The sequence below is a fragment of the Bacillus sp. FSL K6-3431 genome (assembly GCF_038002605.1).
Lineage (GTDB): Bacteria > Bacillota > Bacilli > Bacillales > Bacillaceae_C > Lederbergia.
This window is the reverse complement of the sequence record NZ_JBBOCT010000001.1, coordinates 4,655,733-4,675,340: the sequence shown is the minus strand read 5'-3', so window position 1 is coordinate 4,675,340 and position 19,608 is coordinate 4,655,733. Positions and strand designations below refer to the sequence as shown.

Here is a 19,608-nt window from a genome sequence, read left to right as displayed (position 1 = left end):
AAATGGCATCCACCCATTTCAGTTATTATCCTTTTTCGCTTTTTATCTATTTTTAAAGCGCTTTCAAAAAAGGAAACTGTTCATTTCTCAATCCTTACAATAGATCCCTATTCATCCCAGATTTATTTGTGCTATTAGCATTAGTTATCAAGATTATTCTTCCTTCGTTTTCATGGTAATCAACTTTACCGATCACCTTACTATGAATAATTGCTGGAAATCAACATGGATATCTGTGATTTCCTCCTACTTTGTAAACGCTACCATTTTACTATCTTTTTTAATACATATTTCTGAATAATCTAGCCTCCCTACATGGATATCAGATGGTTTCATCCCAAAAGATCAAGGTGTTTTTCTGTCCCTCCCCTTCCAATTTTAACCTTTTAGATCACATCACCATACTCACATATGCGCTCAACCCTGTAAATAACCCATCCTTAAGATTCGCTATACAATTATAAAATAGGTGACTATCAAATTTTAATATAGACTTTCTTTTATTAAACTTTTTCTAAAAAATCTTACTTTCACACCAATCATCGGTTAGATACTGTATCTTTATCATTAAATCTCGAACGATAATTGCCAGGAGTTATCCCTTCATATTTTTTAAATAATCGTATCAATCCAATATCATTGGAATAGCCAATTTGTTTGGCAATTTGCGAAATCGTTAGTTTTTCATCTGCTAGCAGACTTTTTGCATAGGCTAATCGTACCTTTGCGATGCATTCCGTAATATTTTCCCCTTTATGCTTTTTAAAAAAGGCTGACAAATATTGTGGCGTTATATTCATTTCCGCTGCTATCAACGTCAAACTTAACGTATTATCAGCATAATGGCTCTCGATATACTGAATGATATTATTCAATAAACGATCGCTTTGATTTGACCGATTGTCTTTAATGTAATTGCAAAGCTTTCTATAAATATCTTTCATTTTAAAGTGCATTTCTTCTACTGTTTGACATTCCAATAATTGTTTCACAGGGTCCTGTTCTAGTGGAAAAATACTATCATAATTGACTTTTATGTCATTCAAAATTTTCAGTTGCGTGTTCATAATATTAAAAAATAGGCATTTTCCAATTTGAAGTGAAATATTGCGTGATTCAAAGTTCACTTTAAATACGTTATCAAGAATATTTTCGACATTTTTGATATCTGCAATTTTAATGAAATTGATCAGCTGCCCTTCAATTTCTGCCGGATAATAATAATCATCCTCCGCTTCATTCGTTTCATGGAAATAGATAATTCTACTGTTCCCTTTAATCATCCGATATTTTAGAGCCTGGACGGCTTCTCTATACGTTTTAACGATATTCTCCATACCTTCATAAACATTACCAATCCCGATCGAGATAATAATCTCAAACCGCTCTTCAATTATTCCTTTCAGATTTAATACCATTTTGTCGATAGCAAACTGTGGATTTTGATCATCATTTACATTCAAGATAACGCCTAACCGTTTCTGGTCTAGCTCAACAATAAATCCGTTATGGCTCTCTTTTACAAGTTCCTCACTTATATTACTTATCATAAATCTGATAATAGCCCACTGCTTTTCAGAATTTTGTTGTGCAAAGCGCCCACAATCTTCCACATCAATCACAAAAACAGTAAATCTTCTACTACTAAACTCGAGATCCATAAATTCTAATGATTCCGGTGTAATGGTTGATTGGTCGACAAAACCATTTATTAAGCGTGTTAAAAAATTAGCTTTAATTTGTGGTGTTTGTTCTATAAGGGCAGCCCTCAACTCTCTTTCGGCATCCCAAGTGTCGTTAAGCGATTCTTTAATGATATGATATTCATTTAAGTGTAAATCTTTGTCCCCGCGTCTCTTTTTTACAATGGAACTAACAAGATCCTTGACCGGAATATAATGGCGATAAGCAAGATAATATGAAACAATGAAACCGCCTCCCAAACAAAATATTAATAAGGAAATAGCCCATACTTTGACAGTATTTACTTTTTCCATAAGGAGAGATTTTGGAACAACAGAAATGTATTTCCAACCAGTTTTCTGTGACACAACATAGGACACAATCATATCTTCATTATCAACTTTGCGTTGTAATATACCATTCCCATCATTCAGATTTAAACCAAGCTCTTTGAAGGAGTGTTCATTATCTCCTGTTGTCATAATTTCATTGTTCTGATTGTCCAGAATATACATATCTCCTTGGTTTGCCCATTCAAGATTTTTCAAGATATTTCTAATGATTTGTTCATTTACTAAAATGACTAGATAACCTCTTGGATTCTTGATCTCTCCATATGGGAGAGGTTGCAAGTAGGTAATAATTGGTTCAGGACTTAACGATAGCCCCTCAAAGACTGTAGTTGAAGGAATATATTTTTGAACTTGATTCGTTGAAAATATACTCCTTTTCCATGCATCATAATTCATATCTTGATAGCCGTAAAAATATTGGTAAAAGGTTTTGGAATCCGTTTTTGCCGAGGGCGTGATTATTATATCTTTTGTTGGTAAATAAACATAATAGTCATGAATAAAGGTGTTTGAGATATTATAGTTTTTAATATCTTTCATAAAATTGTAATAACTAATTATATTTTTATCATCGCTTGAATTAATTTGGCTCAAAATAAAACGAAGTTTTGGATTAAATGATATTTGTTCAGATAAATGAGTTATTTGTTGAAGCTCATTGTCCAACATATTGCTTGCTTGCTTAAGCATAGCTACATTTGAGCGGTCAGCATTATCTTTGATAATTGACTCCATCCTTTTATAAAGCAAGGTTTCAATTGTAATTGGGAATAATAAAATGATAATAAAAGATGATAATAACGTGACAAATACACTTTTACTATTGTATTTCTTAGACATATTTATCCCCCATATTATAGCTTTTTCTCTTTACAACACCCTTAGCATAATATTCAGAAATCTATTGATCCAATACAAGTAAAACAAGAGGCGCATGAACAATCCATGCGCCCAGAACGATTATTCGTATGCAAGTTATTATTCTTTAAGGTTTAAGAACTTCACTTAGTTCCTGATGTTCAGCTTGCCCAAACGAGTCTACTATTAGGTTATTCTTAACTAGCAATATATTCCTAACAAATTTCCAAATCAACCATAACCGGAAAATGATCGCTTGGGAAACGCCCTTTTGGTTGATCATTAATAATTTTAATGAATCCTGTCTTCACATTTCCCCGACATAAAATCCAATCAATTCGATCTTTTCCACCTGTTGGATTTTTAAAATCATTGAAGGTTCCTAAATCTTTGTTGATTCTTTCTATTGCAGCATCCCAAGTATCTATGAACTTACCTTTTTCTAAAAATACTTGATGAGGCTCGGAGCTCGATTCTGTATTAAAGTCACCAGTAATAATAATTGGAAGCTCTGGATCAAATGAGGTGACTTTTTTGATGATTAGTTCCGCGCCTTTCACCCTAGCATTTACAGAAATATGATCTAAATGAGTATTCAAATGATAAAATTGTTGACCTGTTTCAAGATCTAAAAAGCGAATCCAAGTTACCATCCGTGTAACATCATTTCCCCATGTGCAAGAAGCAATAGTATCAGGCGTATCAGATAACCAGAAATGATTATATTCCAAAACCTCTAAGCGGCTTTTTTTGAAATAAATCGCCATAAATTCACCATTACTTCCGCCTTCTCTGCCTAAACCAATTGTGTCATACTCGGGAAGCATCGTATTCATATCCTGTACTTGTGCATACATGCATTCTTGGGTACCGATAATATCCGGGGATTCGCGCTGAAGCAATTCAAGAATTAATTCTTTGCGCTCCGCCCAGGAGTTAGGGGGTACATCACTATTATTCCTTAAATTATATGTCATGATCCGAAGATTCTTACGGTTTTCCATTAGTTATGCCTCCTCAAAAAAGTGAATGTTAGATAGTAGGGTTTGTTCATCACATACTTACGATTTATTGCTATAGTTTGTCATTTTTGCGAATAGAAATGTCATTTCTTCACACACGCTCAAGAATGACAGCTTTTTTCAATTCATTCGATTGATAAGCGGCCTTGACTACTTCCAATGTACGAAGCCCATCTGTACCAGTGATCGATGGAGTACCATTTACTTTGACACAATTAATGAAATCATTGATTAAACCTTCATCCATATCTTCCGACCACGGGAGTTCCTGAATTTTTTCCTCGCTGTCATTATAAAACAGTGAATGTTGTTTGAATGCATCCACAGTTAAATTACCTTTCGTCCCGACAAAGTGCATAACAACATCTCCCCAAGTTGGGAATGTTTTCGGTCTTGACCAGCTTGGATCAATTGAAACGATCATCCCAGATTCCAATTCAAGCGTCACCATGCCGCAATCTTCTACATCTATATCATAAAATCTTGTATCAAGTTCCGCATACACACTTTTCACTTCATCTTTGAAGATCCAGCGAATTACATCCATAATATGGACAATATGATCTGTTGCTGAGCCACCGCCGGAGAGTTCTTTCTCGATAAACCAACCACCTGGCATTAGTCCATGATTGGTAGCATTAATAGCTAGTACTTCTCCAATTGCACCACTTTGGATCGTTGCTTTCACTTTTTCCATCACTGGTGCAAACCTTACTGGATATGCAACTTGTAAAATTACTCCCTCTTCTTCACATGTTTGAATCATTGCTTCTGCATCTTTGATTTCAGTTGCTAGCGGCTTTTCACATAAAATATGTTTTTTTGCCTTAGCAGCTTTTATGACATGCTCTTTGTGATTCACATTTTCCGAGCAAATGACTACCGCTTCGATATCCGTTTGTAAAAGCTCATCTAAATCTGCTATAAATGCACAATTGTATCTTTCCGCCATTTCTTGGCCTCTTGCTGCATTATCATCCCAAATATAGGATAATTCGACATCGGTCCGATTATAAAGTCCTCCTGCATAGCTGTGCGCATGCATATGAGCAAAACTTATCATTCCTATTTTCATTTTACTTGCCCTCCTTCAGACAAAGTTACAGGTTGTCCTTCTGCAGCAGAATTTCTAGCAGCTTCAGCGATCCTAATCGCTTTTAATGCATCTGTAGCAGTAACGATTGGTTCTGCTTTCCCAGCAAGACATTGTAAAAAGTGTTCCAATTGACGTACGTATGGATCTCTTCTTAGCATGCTTTTTGGCAAAGTTTCCGCTGAATCCTCGTCACGAGTATCAAGTATTACTGGGTTGCTATCATCATGATTATAAGTAATCATGCCTTTGTTGCCGGTAATTTCAAATGAAGAGCGGAATTTTGTTTCAGCCCAAGAAAGTTCAACTTGAACAATCGTTCCATCTGCTATTCTTAACGTAACAAGTCCATACTCGATTGATTTCCCAGTTGGTTCTGTATGCTTCACATGCTTAGCCATCACTCTTTGAACATCACCAAATGTTGCTTGAATCCATTCAAATTCATGAATACCTAGATCAAGAAAAAGTCCGCCACTTCTATTTTCATCCGTATACCAACTTCTCTCCTTCGTTGGATATGGTACTCCTCTAGACATACGTATAACGCCGGGACGTCCAATTGCACCTTTTTCAATCTGTTCCTTAGCATTTTCATATTCAGGGAAAAAGCGAAGGGTATGACCTACGAGTAATTGAACATTATTCAGCTTGCAAATATGTATCATTTCCTCTGCTTCCACACTCGTTAATGCAAGTGGTTTTTCACAAATAATATGTTTATTCGCTTCTGCAGCTAGTTTTACAAACTCAATATGTGTGTCAGTTGGCGTACAAATATCAACAACATCAACATCCGTTTCTGCAAGTAAATCTTGAAAGCTAGTAAATGCAGTTGTTCCATAATGCCCTGCTGCTTCTTGCAACTTTGATTGATCACGTGCAATGATACCGACAATCTCAACACCCTTAAGTTGTGACCACACATTTAAATGTCTTTGTCCCAACTTCCCTATTCCGATAACTGCAATCTTCATCTTATCCACCCTTTCATCATTACTACAAAAGAAAAGAAAGCCTTTTGTATGACCTTCTTTTCTTTTGTAACAGCTGTTATTATAGAGGTTCTTCCAAAAGTCACCAAATGATAAATGGCGAATTTCTTCGTTGGCAATTAGGCTCTTTTATTAAGGTAAGGAACCTCGGTCAAAAAGGAACCGCTGGTAAGGAACCTCTGTTAGGATCGCTCACATCCTGTGAGCAACACAGAGGTCAGCACGTCGTGTGCAAAGTCCTATGAAAATAAAAGGTTTTTCGCATAGTCAAAAGATGCTTTCGCACCAAATCTGCATTCCTCTACGCCTTCAAATTCGATTGTAATATAGCCATCAAAATCAGATGCTTTGATTAATTCAATAATTTTCGGCATCGGTAGATCACCATGACCCACAATCGCACCTCGCAATTGATTTCCAAAATGAGTACCAAACCATCCACCAAATCGATTTATTTTATCTTGACGATAATAGAAATCTTTTAGATGTACAATAGAAGCGATTGGCAAATTATTCTTCACTGCTGTTAAAGGATTTTCGTCATAACATAAAAAGTTACCGATATCTAAAGTTGTTCTAAAGTTTTCGCGGTTTACTTGATGAACAATTGCTTGGACACGATCACTAGCTTGAACATAGAATCCATGATTTTCAATACTAGTTACAATCCCTTTATCCTGTGCATAGTCAGCGATTCGTTGGCAAGCCTCAACTAGTTTAGGCAAATCCTTCGTGAATTGATCTAAAGTACGTTGGTCCGCTTCACGATTTGCAATATCATGTCTCATGAATTTCACACCTAATTGATGACAAACATCAACATGTTGCTTCACTCTTTCAATTTCTTGTTCAAAAGCTTCATCTGTGTCACAAATGAAATTTGCTCCAATAGCGTAATTGGATAAATCTAGGTCTAGTGATGCAGCCTTTTCCTTTACTTGGTCAATTAATTCCGGTGTTTCAATAAAGTCATATCCCATCGGTACTAATTCAAGGTGCTCACCACCAATTTCTTTCACCCAGTCTAGCACATCAAAAATATCCATTTCGCCTTTATTAATAGCTTGAAACAAACTATATGAACTCATTCCTAGTTTCATAGGTTAAACCCTCCATTATTAATTATTCAAATGTTATTTCTTGTTGTTTCTCTGCAGATTCATAAATAGCTGTTAATATTTTCATCATTTCCACACCATCATCAATCCCGCCAATAGGATTCTCCCCTGTCAGGCAGCAATTCACAAAATGATTGATTTCGTTTTGGAAACCTTCCCCGAAGTCAAAAGTTGCGTGATCAACCTGTGGAGTGCTATTAAGAATAATATCATTCGCTTCATGAACGATAGATAAATTAGGTTCTACTTCTGCCCCACCTTTATCCCCAAAAATTGTTACACCACTTTGATCATTTTTAATATGTAAAGAAAAACTCACATCAACCATTAAAGAAGCTCCATTCTCAAAACGAATTAAAGCGTTCGCTAAATCTTCTACGTCATTTTCCGGGGAATAATCTGCTGCTTTATAAAAGGATAATGATTTTATGTTTGAACGATTGCCTAATTTATTGTAAGTGTTCGCACTAACCGATTTCACTTTTGGTCTACCCATCAAATACCAAGATAGGTCAATAACATGCACACCGATATCAATTAAAGGTCCGCCACCAGAACGTGACTTATCAGAGAACCAACCACCTGGATTTCCTAATCTTCTTAAAATCGATGCTTTTGCATAATAGATTTCTCCTAAAGTCCCTTTATCGATAAAGTCTTTTAAAATGACTGCATTTGAAGCATGTCGGCGAACATACCCAACCATAAATTTCTTATCACTGCGCTCCGTAGCTGCTTTAATTTCTAAAGCTTCCTCATGATTCATACATAATGGTTTTTCACAGAGGACGTGTTTCCCAGCATCAAGGGCAGCTATAGAAATCTCTTTATGAGTGTTATTCCATGTAACAACGCTAATAGCATCCAACTCAGGGTTTTTAAACATTTCATGGTAATCCGTATATACATGCGCAATATCGTAAGTTTCGGCCTTTGCTTTTGCTCGTTCCTCCATCAAATCACAAATTGCAATTAACTCTACATCTGGATTTTTCTTATAAGCACCTAAATGCGCTTCTGATAATGAACCTGCACCAACAACACCAATTTTTAATTTTTTCACTTTTCTCACTCCCAGTAATTATTATATATTAAAACGCTTTCTTTCATTTCTCATTATAGTAGAGATTGAACCATTAATATAGTAAATATTGATTAGCTATTGTTAAAAAACTTAATGTTTTTTATCATCTTTGCTATTCCATCGAAATTTATTGCTTGATATCATTGGTACTACAGTGCTCTCACCCTGTATTTCAATTTCACTATAGCACCTTCTACTAGTCTACGAAATTATACTTTCTTTGAACGAAAGAAGTATAAAAAAGCCGACCTTCTATCTCAACCATATTCAATGTAATACTTTTTATAACTAGACAGCTTACTTGAGGCTCAACCTTTTATATAAAGGGCTTCCTTTTACTGCGACACCACACAAGCTTAGTACATATTCACTAAACATAGAATTCGACCAAGAGAACCATTCTCTAGTAAATCTTTCTGGATGATCTGCGTGAAATCCTTCATGCATGAAACCAGTTCTACCATCTGTCGTTGCCAACGTGTGTAAGATTTTTTCCTGCTCTTCTTCCGACGTTGCTGTCATACCCTGAATGGATAGTGCAATATGCCAAACATACTGTCCTGGTGTATGTGGACTACCAATTCCCTTTGCAGCTTGTCCTTCATAATAGTATGGATTTTCCCTGCTTAAAATAAAGTTGCGCGTATTTTTATATGTTTCTTGATCGAAATCACAATAGCCTAAATAAGGCATAGAAAGCAAACTTGGCACATTCGCGTCATCCATCAAATTATATTTTCCTAGTCCATCGACTTCATATGCGTAGATGTCTCCGAAAATTGGATGCTTAAACACTCCAAACTTTTCAATTCCACGATTAATTTCATCTGCCAATTGCTCACATTGTGCTTGTACTGTTGCATCAGCAAATACTTCTTTGCTAATTTCTGCTGCATATTGTAAAGCTACTACTGCAAACATATTAGCAGGGACTAAATAACCGTATAAACATGAATCATCACTCGGTCTAAAACCACTCCATGTCATCCCTGTCTTTCCTGTTTCGCTTCCTTTTCCTTCTCTCGTAAGCGTATCGTAATATCTCCAATCGTCACGTTCGAAAGTATAAGGTGATTCATTTTCATGATCCTGTTCCGTTTTCCATACATGTAGTATTTTCTGTAAAGCATCTTTAAATGATTGGTCGAAATGATCTGTTCTTCCTGTCGCTTTCCAAAAAAGATAGGCGAGTTGGACAGGATAGCATAATGAATCTATTTCATATTTTCGCTCCCAAACGATGGGCGACATATCCGTATCATCTGTTTGATAGCCTTGTCCATTTGCAGATTCATTAAAAGCATTTGCGTATGGATCTTGATTAATGTATTGGAATTGACGAGTAATCACGCCTTTAATCATATCTGCTATCAATTGATCTTCTTCAGCCGCGATTAAATATGGACGAACTTGCGCTGCTGAGTCACGTAACCACATTGCCGGAATATCTCCAGTTATGACAAAGGTAGTTCCATTATCTTGATGTTTTAGCGTTGTTTCATAAGTATTAATAAAACATTGCTCAAACATTTCCTGTAATTTTTCATCTTGAGGAAACTTTTCTTTTACTATTTTAATAATATTTGTTAATGATGTTGGAATAGTTGTTTCTTGTTTCATCTCTCTATACCTCCAAGCTACCGCCCATTGTAATTAATTTATATGGCATTACTATTTCTTGAACACTCGATTTATACATTATTTTACCTGTTTCTTCTATAAGGTATATACCACTCATGGTCCCAGTGTGGGAATGGGATATGAAATGGACTTTTGTGCTTTTATCCACTTATTTATACCTCATATTATTTCGTCTTAATTACGACTTCATTTTTACGATATGTCCCAATCAAATGTCCTTCTTTATCTGTTGCGAATAAAACAGATCGGTCTGCTTCAAGAACAAATTCAAAGATTGCATTATTGGTTGGATTTTTAATTTCTACCGTTGCATCCTCACCAAACTCAGATACAAATACAAATAAATCCGCATTTTTCAACGATAGTTTTCTCCCATATATACCAGGATAGTCGCCTTGTAACCACTCTAAATGTGAGGAAATATGCGCTTGGTCAATTGCGTAATTATATAAAGCAATCAATGGCTCCGTTCTTTCATTCAATTCAATTGGTGCGGGACTCCAAATCAGTTTTCCTTTACCGATGGCATATTCTAACACAGTATTTGCCTTTTCACTGCCTATTGGAACCTCTTTCATCACTTCCGCGATTCGTAAATCTGGGAATGATAAGCCATACGCTTTATTTTTTAACACCATCATTTCTTCCCGTCTTATATTGCTAGTCTTCGTTTCGCCAACAAGATGTGATGCACGATTCGTTTTTTCCCAAAACTCATTCAGATTCAAAGGTCCAGTAAACAATAAGACCGATCCTTTTTCCTCGACAATGTTGAGAAGCTCATTAAATGCAGCTGATTGAAAATTATGTGCACTTGGTACAATGATCAATTTTGGTGTATCTTGTCTCAGTGATTCAAGATGATATTCGCTCAACGCTCTGAATGGCATATTCAATTCGTATGCCATCACACGCGTTAATTTTGTCGTCGCATCAAATGCCAATCGTCTGTTTGAAAAATCATTTGAATAAGGGAAGATGACAGCAATATCTTCTAGTTCTCGATGTTCAAAAATATGTCCTACTTCTTTCATGAATGTACCAAAGTCATAAGATACATTTGTTTCCGGCTTTTCTGTACCATCTGCCCTTAACGCACCAATATTTGATTCATTAATATTATCCATAAAGTAGTTTGTATTCCATATCCACTGAACCGCGCCAGCACCTGCTCCTGAATAAGCGTAAGCATATTTTCTTTCAAGAATATTTCTTAACTCTTCCTCACTTCGTTTGGCGATATTATTAGGTTGTTCCACATACATGATGCCCGTTTCCTGTATTAAATTAGGCTTATTCGGTGTTTTCGTGAAAATGCTATCCCATAGGAGTTGATCCATCAACCACCACGAATGATTCGTTGTATAATCAACAACTTCCTCATAGAAAAATGCAGAAGGACGCTGTCCAGCAAGGGCTTCATCTTGACCAACCGTTACTAGTTGATTAGGTGTATAATGCTTGACTGTCGCTGTCAACTCTTTTGCCCAATTATTATGCATATCCATAGTAAACAGAGTATAGTCCAGCCATTTTAATCCTTTTTTCCCTGTAGCCATATTTTGAATATGTGCATTAATCTCACTTGTTTCAGGTGGGTTGATACTAGAGAATGATGGCAGTTCTGCTGATGTAACATTCCAGTTTTCTTGAAGCTTTGTAATTAATCCATATTTTTCCTGTAACCATGTTTGATATGCTTGTCTTTCAAAACGATCTCGATTTGTTTTTGGCCCTGAAAAGACGCGGTCAGGGTCAAACATAGACGGCTCATTAATAAGATCCCAATTTACATTTTTTGTTTGTTGATGGCGCTGAATAATTGTGCCGATAAATCTTTTTTGCGCTTCTACACTTCGTGGATCTAAGTAAGGATTTTCTCCATCCCATGTCTCTGGAGTGAATGAAAAGAAGCATAGTGTTACGTAAATATCATGTTTCTTAGCAGCTAATATAAAAGCATCGAGTGCACGAAGTACTTCTTCGTCTACATGTCCATCAACAAACATCATATTTCGATAAGCAAACCATGCTCCTGTACGCACATAATTAATTCCCGCTCTTTTCATTTGTGCAAAATCGTGATCCCAGACTGCTGGGTTTGGTAAATAGAGGAAGTACCTGGAAACATCAGATGTCATATAAGTCATACCAACGATCGGAAATGGCTGTTCCCCTTTTCGGAAATAGTCACGATCACATGTTAAAGGTGCCCCCTGCTCTAATAAAGCATGATCGACACCCCAAAATCCTTGCCTTATCACAATTCTTTCTTGGGCAGCAGATGTACAAATACAGTCCATTTCAAATAAACCTGGTTCAACAACAATATCCGGAATTAATTTCGTGATGTTTAAATGCTGATCTACTGTAGCAGAAAATAGATGATGATATTGCACCGCGTCATCTTTTCTGATCGTTATTTCATACGTCCATTCCCTTTCACGTTTATCAATGGACTGATATTGTAGCGAAATGACTGGCTGTTCGCCTTTTTCATATGTTGCATAGTTTGTTTTCAACCATATTTCTGTGACGCCAAAAGAAACAAAATTTGCAGCGGCTTCAATAAAGTCGATCCCTTTATCTTGCCAAAAAACAGCTTGCAATGGCTGGTTAATAAATACCCACCGACCACCTGTGAAATTCCCGCGATAATTTTCCATTAATACAGCAGGGGAAGCGATTTCTCTGTTCTCGTGACTAATCCCCTTCATTAATGGATAGATTCTTGCATCCATCGGACCATTAGAACCCATTTCATTTTTGATCGTACTTACTTTTGAAACATGTAAAATAAAATGATATGTATCCTCAATAGTGAATAATTGTTCATACCCATTTAAAAGTGGGACATCGGCATTGGCTTTTAATACTTTTACTTGATCTGTTTTCACTTGTAGCGCTTCATGAATATTAATCTGCATATGATATGCTGTTTGTTCTCTTTCTTTCTGCCAATAATCATCAATTAGATTACATGGAATCCGAAATGGAATGCCGCCAAAATGGACAAAGCCTTTTCCTTGTTGTAGATATTGCAATATAGTTGGCCATGCTTGTTTAGGAAAGTATGGTCCATGTATATTGATAAAGCTTTCAATCTTTGGATCTTTTAGTGTCTCTTCTAATTCACTTGCCGTTACAACTTTGAATAGGCTTTTTAATTTTTCTACATATGTTTTTTTAGGCCGCTCTCCCGCATATGGAAAACTCTCATCATAAAACAACACAATTTTGTTCATTCTTTTCCCACCCTTTACAAACCAAGTTATACCTCTCAAGCTCAATACCCTTATAAATCAAAATAGTTCAATCACTGATTAGACCTATCCAGTGATTGAACTAATCTGCTCATTACTAATTTGCTTCGTAACGGTCGTAGGCAGTTTGATAAACTTCTACAATCTTATCGATACCAATGTCTTTGGCTGTTTTTACATATTTATCCCAATTGGAGATTGGTTCCGCACCTGTAATAAATTTTGCTTCCATTTGTTCCACATAGGCAACGATGTCTGCATTAATACCTGCAATTTGATCCAATTCCTCTGCTGTCAAGAATAATTGTGGCAATGCTACTTGCCCATACTTAAGAATTTTCTCCTCTGTTTCTTTATCTCTGAATTGATCATATTCACCAGCAAGGCTAGCTGCATACTCTTCATTTGTCCACATAGGTACTGGAATTCCGTAAGCTGGTGTTAATTTCCCACGAATGTCCTCAGCTCCTTCTTTCATTGTTCGTTTTGTTTTAGCGTCATCAGAATACTCCCATACATCACCTTCATCCAATCCGTGTAAGAACGCAGATCCTTCTGGTGAATAAGAATAATCGATCCAACGCATAGTTGCTTCTGGGTATTTATTTACATTGGAAATAGCAAATTGGTTAATACTTTGTCCAGGGCTGATAGGAATCACTGGTTGATCAACGTTTGGACCAGTTACAGGTTGCATCATTGGGTGTTTCGTTCCCTCTTCAGTTCCCTTAAACGCTCCTGGACTCCAGTTTGCAAATAGACCAACTTGATTATTTTTACCTTTTGCACCTTTTTGTTCTCCTGTTTGAGAAAATGCTTCATGGTCAAATAAGTCTTCTTCCCATAATTTATTCATATATTCTAGATATTCCTTAAATTCTGGTTGAATTGCGCCGTATTTTACTTTTCCGTCATACACACCTTGGGCAAGCTCATTAAGACCAAAGAAGCCCATAAACCACTGTCTAATATCCCACATCTCTGCTGCCGTTAATGGAATTTCATCTTGCTTGCCATTACCGTTTGGATCTTCTGTTTTAATTCTTTTCAATAGTTCATACAATTCATCCGTAGTAGTTGGTAATTCTTTTACATCTAAAGCCTCTAAGAAGTCACCGTTATACCACATAGGATGGATATTCCAAGGTAATGTGCGGTCTACTGCTGGTAATGTATAAATATGACCATCTAACGCAGTAATTGTTTTTTTAATATCAGGATATTCTTCAAGCATCATTTTAATATTTGGTGCATATTTATCAATCAAATCTTCTAAAGGCACTATTAAACCTTGCTCACTGTATTTTGTAACATCACTATTCGTTAATGCCGCTGCATAGAATACATCTGGGAGCTCATTACTAGCAAAGAGCAAGTTTTTTTGTGTTTCAAAACTTTCATTTGGTGGTGTATTAAATTTAAATGCAACATTTGTTTTTTTCTCCATTTCCTGGAAAAACTTCATATCTTCCCATTTAGCGACACCAACATTCGGTCCAAACATAGAAAGTGTGATTTTCTCATCTACAATCGGAAAACCTTCTTTTTTCACTTCTACTTCTTTTGCATTTGAATTACTAGATTTTCCTTCTTTTTCATTTGCTCCACAGGCAGCTAATACTCCCGCTAACAACAAAATAATCATAAAAATAGATATACTTTTTTTCATATTTATCCCCCTAGTACTTGTATTGAACTTTATTAATTTATAACATTATTGATCTACTCTGTTTTGTACACCACCACCTTAAATTTATAGCATCTATCAACCTTTTACTGAACCGATCATTACACCTTTAACAAAGAATCTTTGCATAAAAGGATAAATGACAATTAACGGAAGCGTTGCAATAATGATCACTGCATATTTGACAGTATCTGCTATGGTAGCTTTATTTTGGAGTGCTTCTACTGTAGAGGCATCCATTGTCATTTCTGCACTCATTTCTTGCAATACTAAGATTTGTCTTAGTACAAGTTGTAATGGATATAAATCTTGATCTCGAATATAAATTAATGCGTTGAAATAGCTGTTCCAATGCCCTACACCGTAGAACAAAGCCATAACTGCGATAATCGGTGCAGACAATGGTACAATAATTTTCACAAATAAGGTGAAATTACCGGCACCATCCATTCTCGCCGATTCCTCCAACTCACCAGGGATCGTGCTCTGAAAGAATGTCCGACATACAATAACATTATAAACAGAAGCAGCTCCCGGAAGAATCATGACCCAAATTGTATCAATTAGCCCCAAACTTTTGATTAGTAAATAGCTTGGGATCAATCCTCCACTAATAAACATTGTGACAAGCATAAGTCCCATAATAAATCCGCGTCCGACAAAGTCTCTCCTCGATAAGGCATACGCCGCGGGGACTGTTACTAATAAATTGACTGCCGTTCCTAAAAAAGTATATATCAAGGTATTTTTATATCCAATCCAAATTTGCGGATTTTGGAAAACCATTTTATATCCTTCAAATGTTAGACCTTTCGGAAAGAGCCACATTTCTCCTGAGTTAACAAACTTCGGGCTACTGATAGAAGCACTAACAATAAAGATAATCGGATACAAAACAATGATTAACGCTAATGATAGAAAAATATAGTTAAAAACTTTAAACACTTTATCAGAATATGTATCTTTAATCATATTTTTATCTCCTTTCTTACCACAAGCTAGCTTCTGATTTCTTCCTAGCTATATAGTTGACTGTTATCAATAGTGTCGCATTGATAACTGCGTTAAATATATCAACTGCAGCACCAAAGCTATATTGTCCTTCAACAAGTCCTATTCTGTAGACAAATGTTGATATTACATCGGATGCTCCCATATTTAATGCATTTTGTAGCAATAATATTTTTTCAAATCCGACAGATAAAAAGCTTCCAACATTTAGAATGAGTAGGATAATAATCGTGGGTATGATTGCAGGTAGATTAATATGCCATATTCTCTGCCATCTCGTTGCACCGTCTATCGTAGCAGCTTCATGCTGCTCAGGATCTACACCCGCTAATGCTGCGAGATAAATAATGGTACCCCACCCTGTGCTTTGCCATATTCCTGACCACACGAAAACACTTTTAAACCAACCTGGTTCCGTTAAGAATGAAATTGGCTCAAACCCTAAGGCTTGAATAAAAAAATTAATAATTCCCGTTGATGGCGTTAAGAATGTAATGATAATACCAGACATAACTACAACTGAAATAAAATGAGGAGCGTACGTTACAGTCTGTACAGTTCGCTTAAAAATTCCATCCTTTGCTTCATTAAGAGATAACGCCAAAATAATTGGTATTGGGAATCCCGCTAGTAGACTATAAAGACTAATACCGACCGTATTCTTTATTAAGTCCCAAAAATAATACGACTCAAAAAACCTCACAAAATGCTTAAATCCAACCCAAGGACTCCCTAAAATCCCGTCAACTGGGTTGAAATCCTTAAATGCAATTTGGATTCCATACATTGGAAAATAAGCGAAAACAATAATATAAGCTACTAATGGAAGTGCAAAAAGATAAAGCTGCCAGTTTTGGATAATCATTTTTCTTTTATATATTTTTTGTCTTCGCTTGAAATCCGGGTCCTTCGTGCCCATATTCAACTTTTTACTTTCTTTTTTTACATTCACTTCTTCTATTAGAGGTGAAGCAGTTGTATCTGCTATTTGTTCTTTAAGAGCACCCAAAAATCCAACCTCCCCTAACTACTATTTTTTATTGGTGTTTCTAAACTAATCTTAAAGCGCTTTCTGCAACTTTGTAAATGTGTAGATTTTTGCGTGTTGTAAATGCTTACAAGTCAGTGTTTTCGCAACAGTGAATGATTTACACATTGAAGTAAGATTTGACACATTGTAAAAAAAACCATGTAGCTCGTACTACTACATGGTTTTTTCTAACAATAGACAGACTTTTTTTAGATTAAATATGAAGTCCCTTCAACTGTAAACTAATTTCCTCGGTATTCACAGAATCACAGCCAACCATCACTTTAATATTTCCCGGCTCTACTACAAATTTCATTTCATCATTCCATATTGCCAATTCTTCTTTACTTAATGGAAGCGTAATTGTTTTTCGTTCACCTGGATCAAGCCAAACCTTTTTGAACCCCTTTAACTCTTTTATTCTTCTAGTAACACTTGCTTCCAAATCTTTAATATACAACTGGACAACTTCCGCACCAGCCATTTTCCCAGTGTTTGTTATATCTATACATACTTCCACTAGCTGATTATTTTCTATTTCTTCTAATTGTATGTCAGATCGAACAAGTCGTAGATTGCTATATTCAAACTGTGTATAACTTAAACCATGGCCGAAAGGAAATAATGGTGCAGCCGTTGAATCGATATAAAGCAATTCTCTCCCTTGATCTTTATGATTATAATAAACCGGAAGCTGTGCTGAGGATCTTGGTAAAGAGACAGATAGTTTTCCACTTGGATTGACATCTCCGAAAAGGATTTCCCCAATCGCTTGCCCTCCTTCTTCCCCAGGATACCATCCGCAAAGTACAGCATCACTATCATTTAATATTTCTGTGATCGCATGTGGTCTGCCTTGAATTAAAACTGTGATCACCGGTTTTCCTGTTGCAGCGATCGCCTGCACTAATTCTTCTTGTACACCGCCTAATCGTAAATCAGCTAGATCGACACCCTCCCCACAATCCATCTCGCTAGGATTGCCAGAAATAATGGCTGCTCCATTCGTGTCAAATTGAATATCGAAATTACGCATACTACTGCCACCCAATGCTAGAACAACGACATCCACTTGCTCTGCTGCTGCAATCGCTTCCGCAAAACCTGCTCTTGATTCATCTCTGATACTACATCCTTTTGCATAAATGACTTCTGATTTTGCGATATTACGGATACCTTGAAGAAGCGTGACTCCTTTGCCTTCTGCTTGAACAGCTGTATAATCTCCTAGCTGATTATATATTTGGTTAGCATTCGGCCCAATCACAGCTATTTTTGTATTTTTGCTTAGTGGAAGGACATCTGCATCGTTTTTTAATAACACGATAGATTCTCTTGCCACTTGCAAATTGACTTGGCGAAAAGACTCACTGCCTACTACATTTACCGATACTGTCTCATCGATAAATGGCTGATCGAATAAACCTAAAGAAAATTTTAAACGGAGTATTCTACGAACCGCTCGGTCAATAAGCCCTTCTTTCGCTTTCCCGTTTCTCACTGCTTGCTCCAAGGTTGTAAAAGAAGTATCCCATAGACTTAGATCTACTCCAGCTGCTAATGCCATCGCCGCTGCCGATTCATAATCGCCCGCCTGTATGACTAAACGATCAATTGCAACTCCATCCGCCATTACAATCCCTTCATATCCCCATTCTTCTCGAAGGATTTTCGTTAATAGCTTTGCATTAGCATGGCAAGGTACTCCATCAATTTCATTATAAGCTGCCATACATCCAAGGGCACCTGCTTCTACACCTGACTTCATGCCAGGTAGGTGTATCTCACGCAACTCCCTTTCACCTATATTGGCTGGAGCAGCATTTCTCCCCCCTTCACCAGACCCTTGCGCTGCAAAATGTTTTAACACGGCGACAATCTTCTCCTGTTTATCAAGAGCGGATGCATCTCCTTGAAGTCCTTTGACCGCAGCCATTGTCATTTGTGAGGCTAAATAAGGATCTTCACTATAACATTCTTCCGATCTCCCCCATCTAGGTTCACGTAATATATCCAAAGTAGATATCAGGCCTAGGTGGGCTCCACGAGAACGGACTTCCGCTGCCACATATGCATAAGCTTCTGCCATCAGCTCTGGATTCCAAGTACTACCTGCACCGATATTCGTAGGAATCATTGTTCCATCTAGTGCCTGATGGCCGTGTGGACATTCTTCAGATAAGAGTACAGGAATGCCTAATCTCGTGTTTTCTGTCATATAACGCTGCACTATATTCGCCACTTTGGCACTTTCATGTGTAGGAATACCATTTTCAAACGTAACTTCTGACCAAGGATCTGAACGGAATAATCCGTATAATGCACCCATTCCTTCCCCAAATGCCACTTGTTTCATAAATTCTTCTGTCAATTCGATACCGTCTTTTGAACGCCTATATGCATCCCAACCATACATTTTTTGATTAAGCTGTCCTACTTTTTCTTTTAATGTCATATGGGATAGTAAATTTTCCACGCGTTCATCGATAGAAAGAGAGCTATCTTTATATTTCATCTTAGCCACACTCATTTCGTTTTATTTTAAAATACCAACTCAACACAGAAACATGTCGAATTGGTATGTTAACTTCATTCAGCAGAAGTCCCCCACTTCATAAGTGGCGAGATGAATGCGATTTACCTAATTCAGTGGGAGTGCAAACTCCGGCAGAATGAAGTGAAAGCCTTCGGCGGATGTCACAGATTTTCAGATATTTTCAGAAGAATTTTTTCGAGCGAGCTCGATAAAATCTGGACGCAATTCCGCCGA

Annotated in this window: 13 protein-coding genes; all 13 read right to left on the bottom strand. The window is 36.7% G+C overall.

The window, feature by feature from the left end:
- Positions 1-539: 539 nt before the first annotated feature.
- The gene (locus MHB53_RS22270) at positions 540-2,876 is read right to left on the bottom strand and encodes a helix-turn-helix domain-containing protein (RefSeq protein ID WP_340922548.1); all 2,337 of its coding nucleotides are present in this window, start codon (positions 2,874-2,876) and stop codon (positions 540-542) included.
- Between the two features lie 233 nt (positions 2,877-3,109).
- Positions 3,110-3,898 (bottom strand): endonuclease/exonuclease/phosphatase family protein, encoded by a 789-nt coding sequence (locus tag MHB53_RS22265; protein WP_340922546.1) that lies wholly within the window; start codon positions 3,896-3,898, stop codon positions 3,110-3,112.
- 109 nt (positions 3,899-4,007) lie between these two features.
- The gene (locus tag MHB53_RS22260; protein ID WP_340922544.1) at positions 4,008-4,991 is read right to left on the bottom strand and encodes a Gfo/Idh/MocA family protein; all 984 of its coding nucleotides are present in this window, start codon (positions 4,989-4,991) and stop codon (positions 4,008-4,010) included.
- Complete coding sequence (locus tag MHB53_RS22255) at positions 4,988-5,986, bottom strand: Gfo/Idh/MocA family protein (protein ID WP_340922542.1); 999 nt, start codon at positions 5,984-5,986, stop codon at positions 4,988-4,990. Before MHB53_RS22255 ends, MHB53_RS22260 begins: the two co-directional genes overlap by 4 nt.
- Before the next feature lie 257 nt (positions 5,987-6,243).
- Positions 6,244-7,104: a sugar phosphate isomerase/epimerase family protein gene (locus MHB53_RS22250; protein ID WP_340922540.1), complete on the bottom strand. Its 861-nt coding sequence runs from the start codon at positions 7,102-7,104 to the stop codon at positions 6,244-6,246.
- A gap of 22 nt (positions 7,105-7,126) precedes the next feature.
- Positions 7,127-8,185, bottom strand: coding sequence for a Gfo/Idh/MocA family protein (locus MHB53_RS22245; RefSeq protein WP_340922538.1), 1,059 nt, complete (start codon positions 8,183-8,185; stop codon positions 7,127-7,129).
- A gap of 318 nt (positions 8,186-8,503) precedes the next feature.
- Positions 8,504-9,826: a glycoside hydrolase family 125 protein gene (locus tag MHB53_RS22240; RefSeq protein WP_340922536.1), complete on the bottom strand. Its 1,323-nt coding sequence runs from the start codon at positions 9,824-9,826 to the stop codon at positions 8,504-8,506.
- A gap of 4 nt (positions 9,827-9,830) precedes the next feature.
- Positions 9,831-9,995 (bottom strand): hypothetical protein, encoded by a 165-nt coding sequence (locus MHB53_RS22235; RefSeq protein WP_340922534.1) that lies wholly within the window; start codon positions 9,993-9,995, stop codon positions 9,831-9,833.
- Between the two features lie 16 nt (positions 9,996-10,011).
- Complete coding sequence (locus MHB53_RS22230) at positions 10,012-13,092, bottom strand: beta-galactosidase (RefSeq protein ID WP_340922532.1); 3,081 nt, start codon at positions 13,090-13,092, stop codon at positions 10,012-10,014.
- 115 nt (positions 13,093-13,207) lie between these two features.
- A complete protein-coding gene (locus tag MHB53_RS22225) occupies positions 13,208-14,779 on the bottom strand; it encodes an ABC transporter substrate-binding protein (RefSeq protein WP_340922530.1) in 1,572 nt (523 codons plus the stop codon).
- A gap of 96 nt (positions 14,780-14,875) precedes the next feature.
- Positions 14,876-15,769 carry a carbohydrate ABC transporter permease gene (locus MHB53_RS22220; protein ID WP_340922528.1) on the bottom strand — a complete coding sequence of 298 codons (894 nt, stop codon included), beginning with the start codon at positions 15,767-15,769 and terminating at the stop codon, positions 14,876-14,878.
- Positions 15,770-15,785: 16 nt separating this feature from the next.
- Entirely contained in the window at positions 15,786-16,727 is a 942-nt protein-coding gene (locus MHB53_RS22215) for an ABC transporter permease (protein ID WP_340924924.1), read from the bottom strand.
- A 325-nt stretch (positions 16,728-17,052) separates the two neighbouring features.
- A complete protein-coding gene (locus tag MHB53_RS22210) occupies positions 17,053-19,353 on the bottom strand; it encodes a glycoside hydrolase family 3 N-terminal domain-containing protein (RefSeq protein ID WP_340922526.1) in 2,301 nt (766 codons plus the stop codon).
- Between the last annotated feature and the right edge of the window lie 255 nt (positions 19,354-19,608).

Excerpts from the sequence above, each read along its gene's own strand:
- MHB53_RS22265 (WP_340922546.1), bottom strand. The coding sequence starts at position 3,898 with ATGGAAAACCGTAAGAATCTTCGGATCATGACATATAATTTAAGGAAT.
- MHB53_RS22210 (WP_340922526.1), bottom strand. The coding sequence starts at position 19,353 with ATGAAATATAAAGATAGCTCTCTTTCTATCGATGAACGCGTGGAAAAT.
- MHB53_RS22230 (WP_340922532.1), bottom strand. The coding sequence starts at position 13,092 with ATGAACAAAATTGTGTTGTTTTATGATGAGAGTTTTCCATATGCGGGA.
- MHB53_RS22215 (WP_340924924.1), bottom strand. The coding sequence starts at position 16,727 with ATGGGCACGAAGGACCCGGATTTCAAGCGAAGACAAAAAATATATAAA.
- MHB53_RS22240 (WP_340922536.1), bottom strand. The coding sequence starts at position 9,826 with ATGAAACAAGAAACAACTATTCCAACATCATTAACAAATATTATTAAA.
- MHB53_RS22255 (WP_340922542.1), bottom strand. The coding sequence starts at position 5,986 with ATGAAGATTGCAGTTATCGGAATAGGGAAGTTGGGACAAAGACATTTA.
- MHB53_RS22270 (WP_340922548.1), bottom strand. The coding sequence starts at position 2,876 with ATGTCTAAGAAATACAATAGTAAAAGTGTATTTGTCACGTTATTATCA.
- MHB53_RS22220 (WP_340922528.1), bottom strand. The coding sequence starts at position 15,769 with ATGATTAAAGATACATATTCTGATAAAGTGTTTAAAGTTTTTAACTAT.
- MHB53_RS22260 (WP_340922544.1), bottom strand. The coding sequence starts at position 4,991 with ATGAAAATAGGAATGATAAGTTTTGCTCATATGCATGCGCACAGCTAT.
- MHB53_RS22225 (WP_340922530.1), bottom strand. The coding sequence starts at position 14,779 with ATGAAAAAAAGTATATCTATTTTTATGATTATTTTGTTGTTAGCGGGA.
- MHB53_RS22250 (WP_340922540.1), bottom strand. The coding sequence starts at position 7,104 with ATGAAACTAGGAATGAGTTCATATAGTTTGTTTCAAGCTATTAATAAA.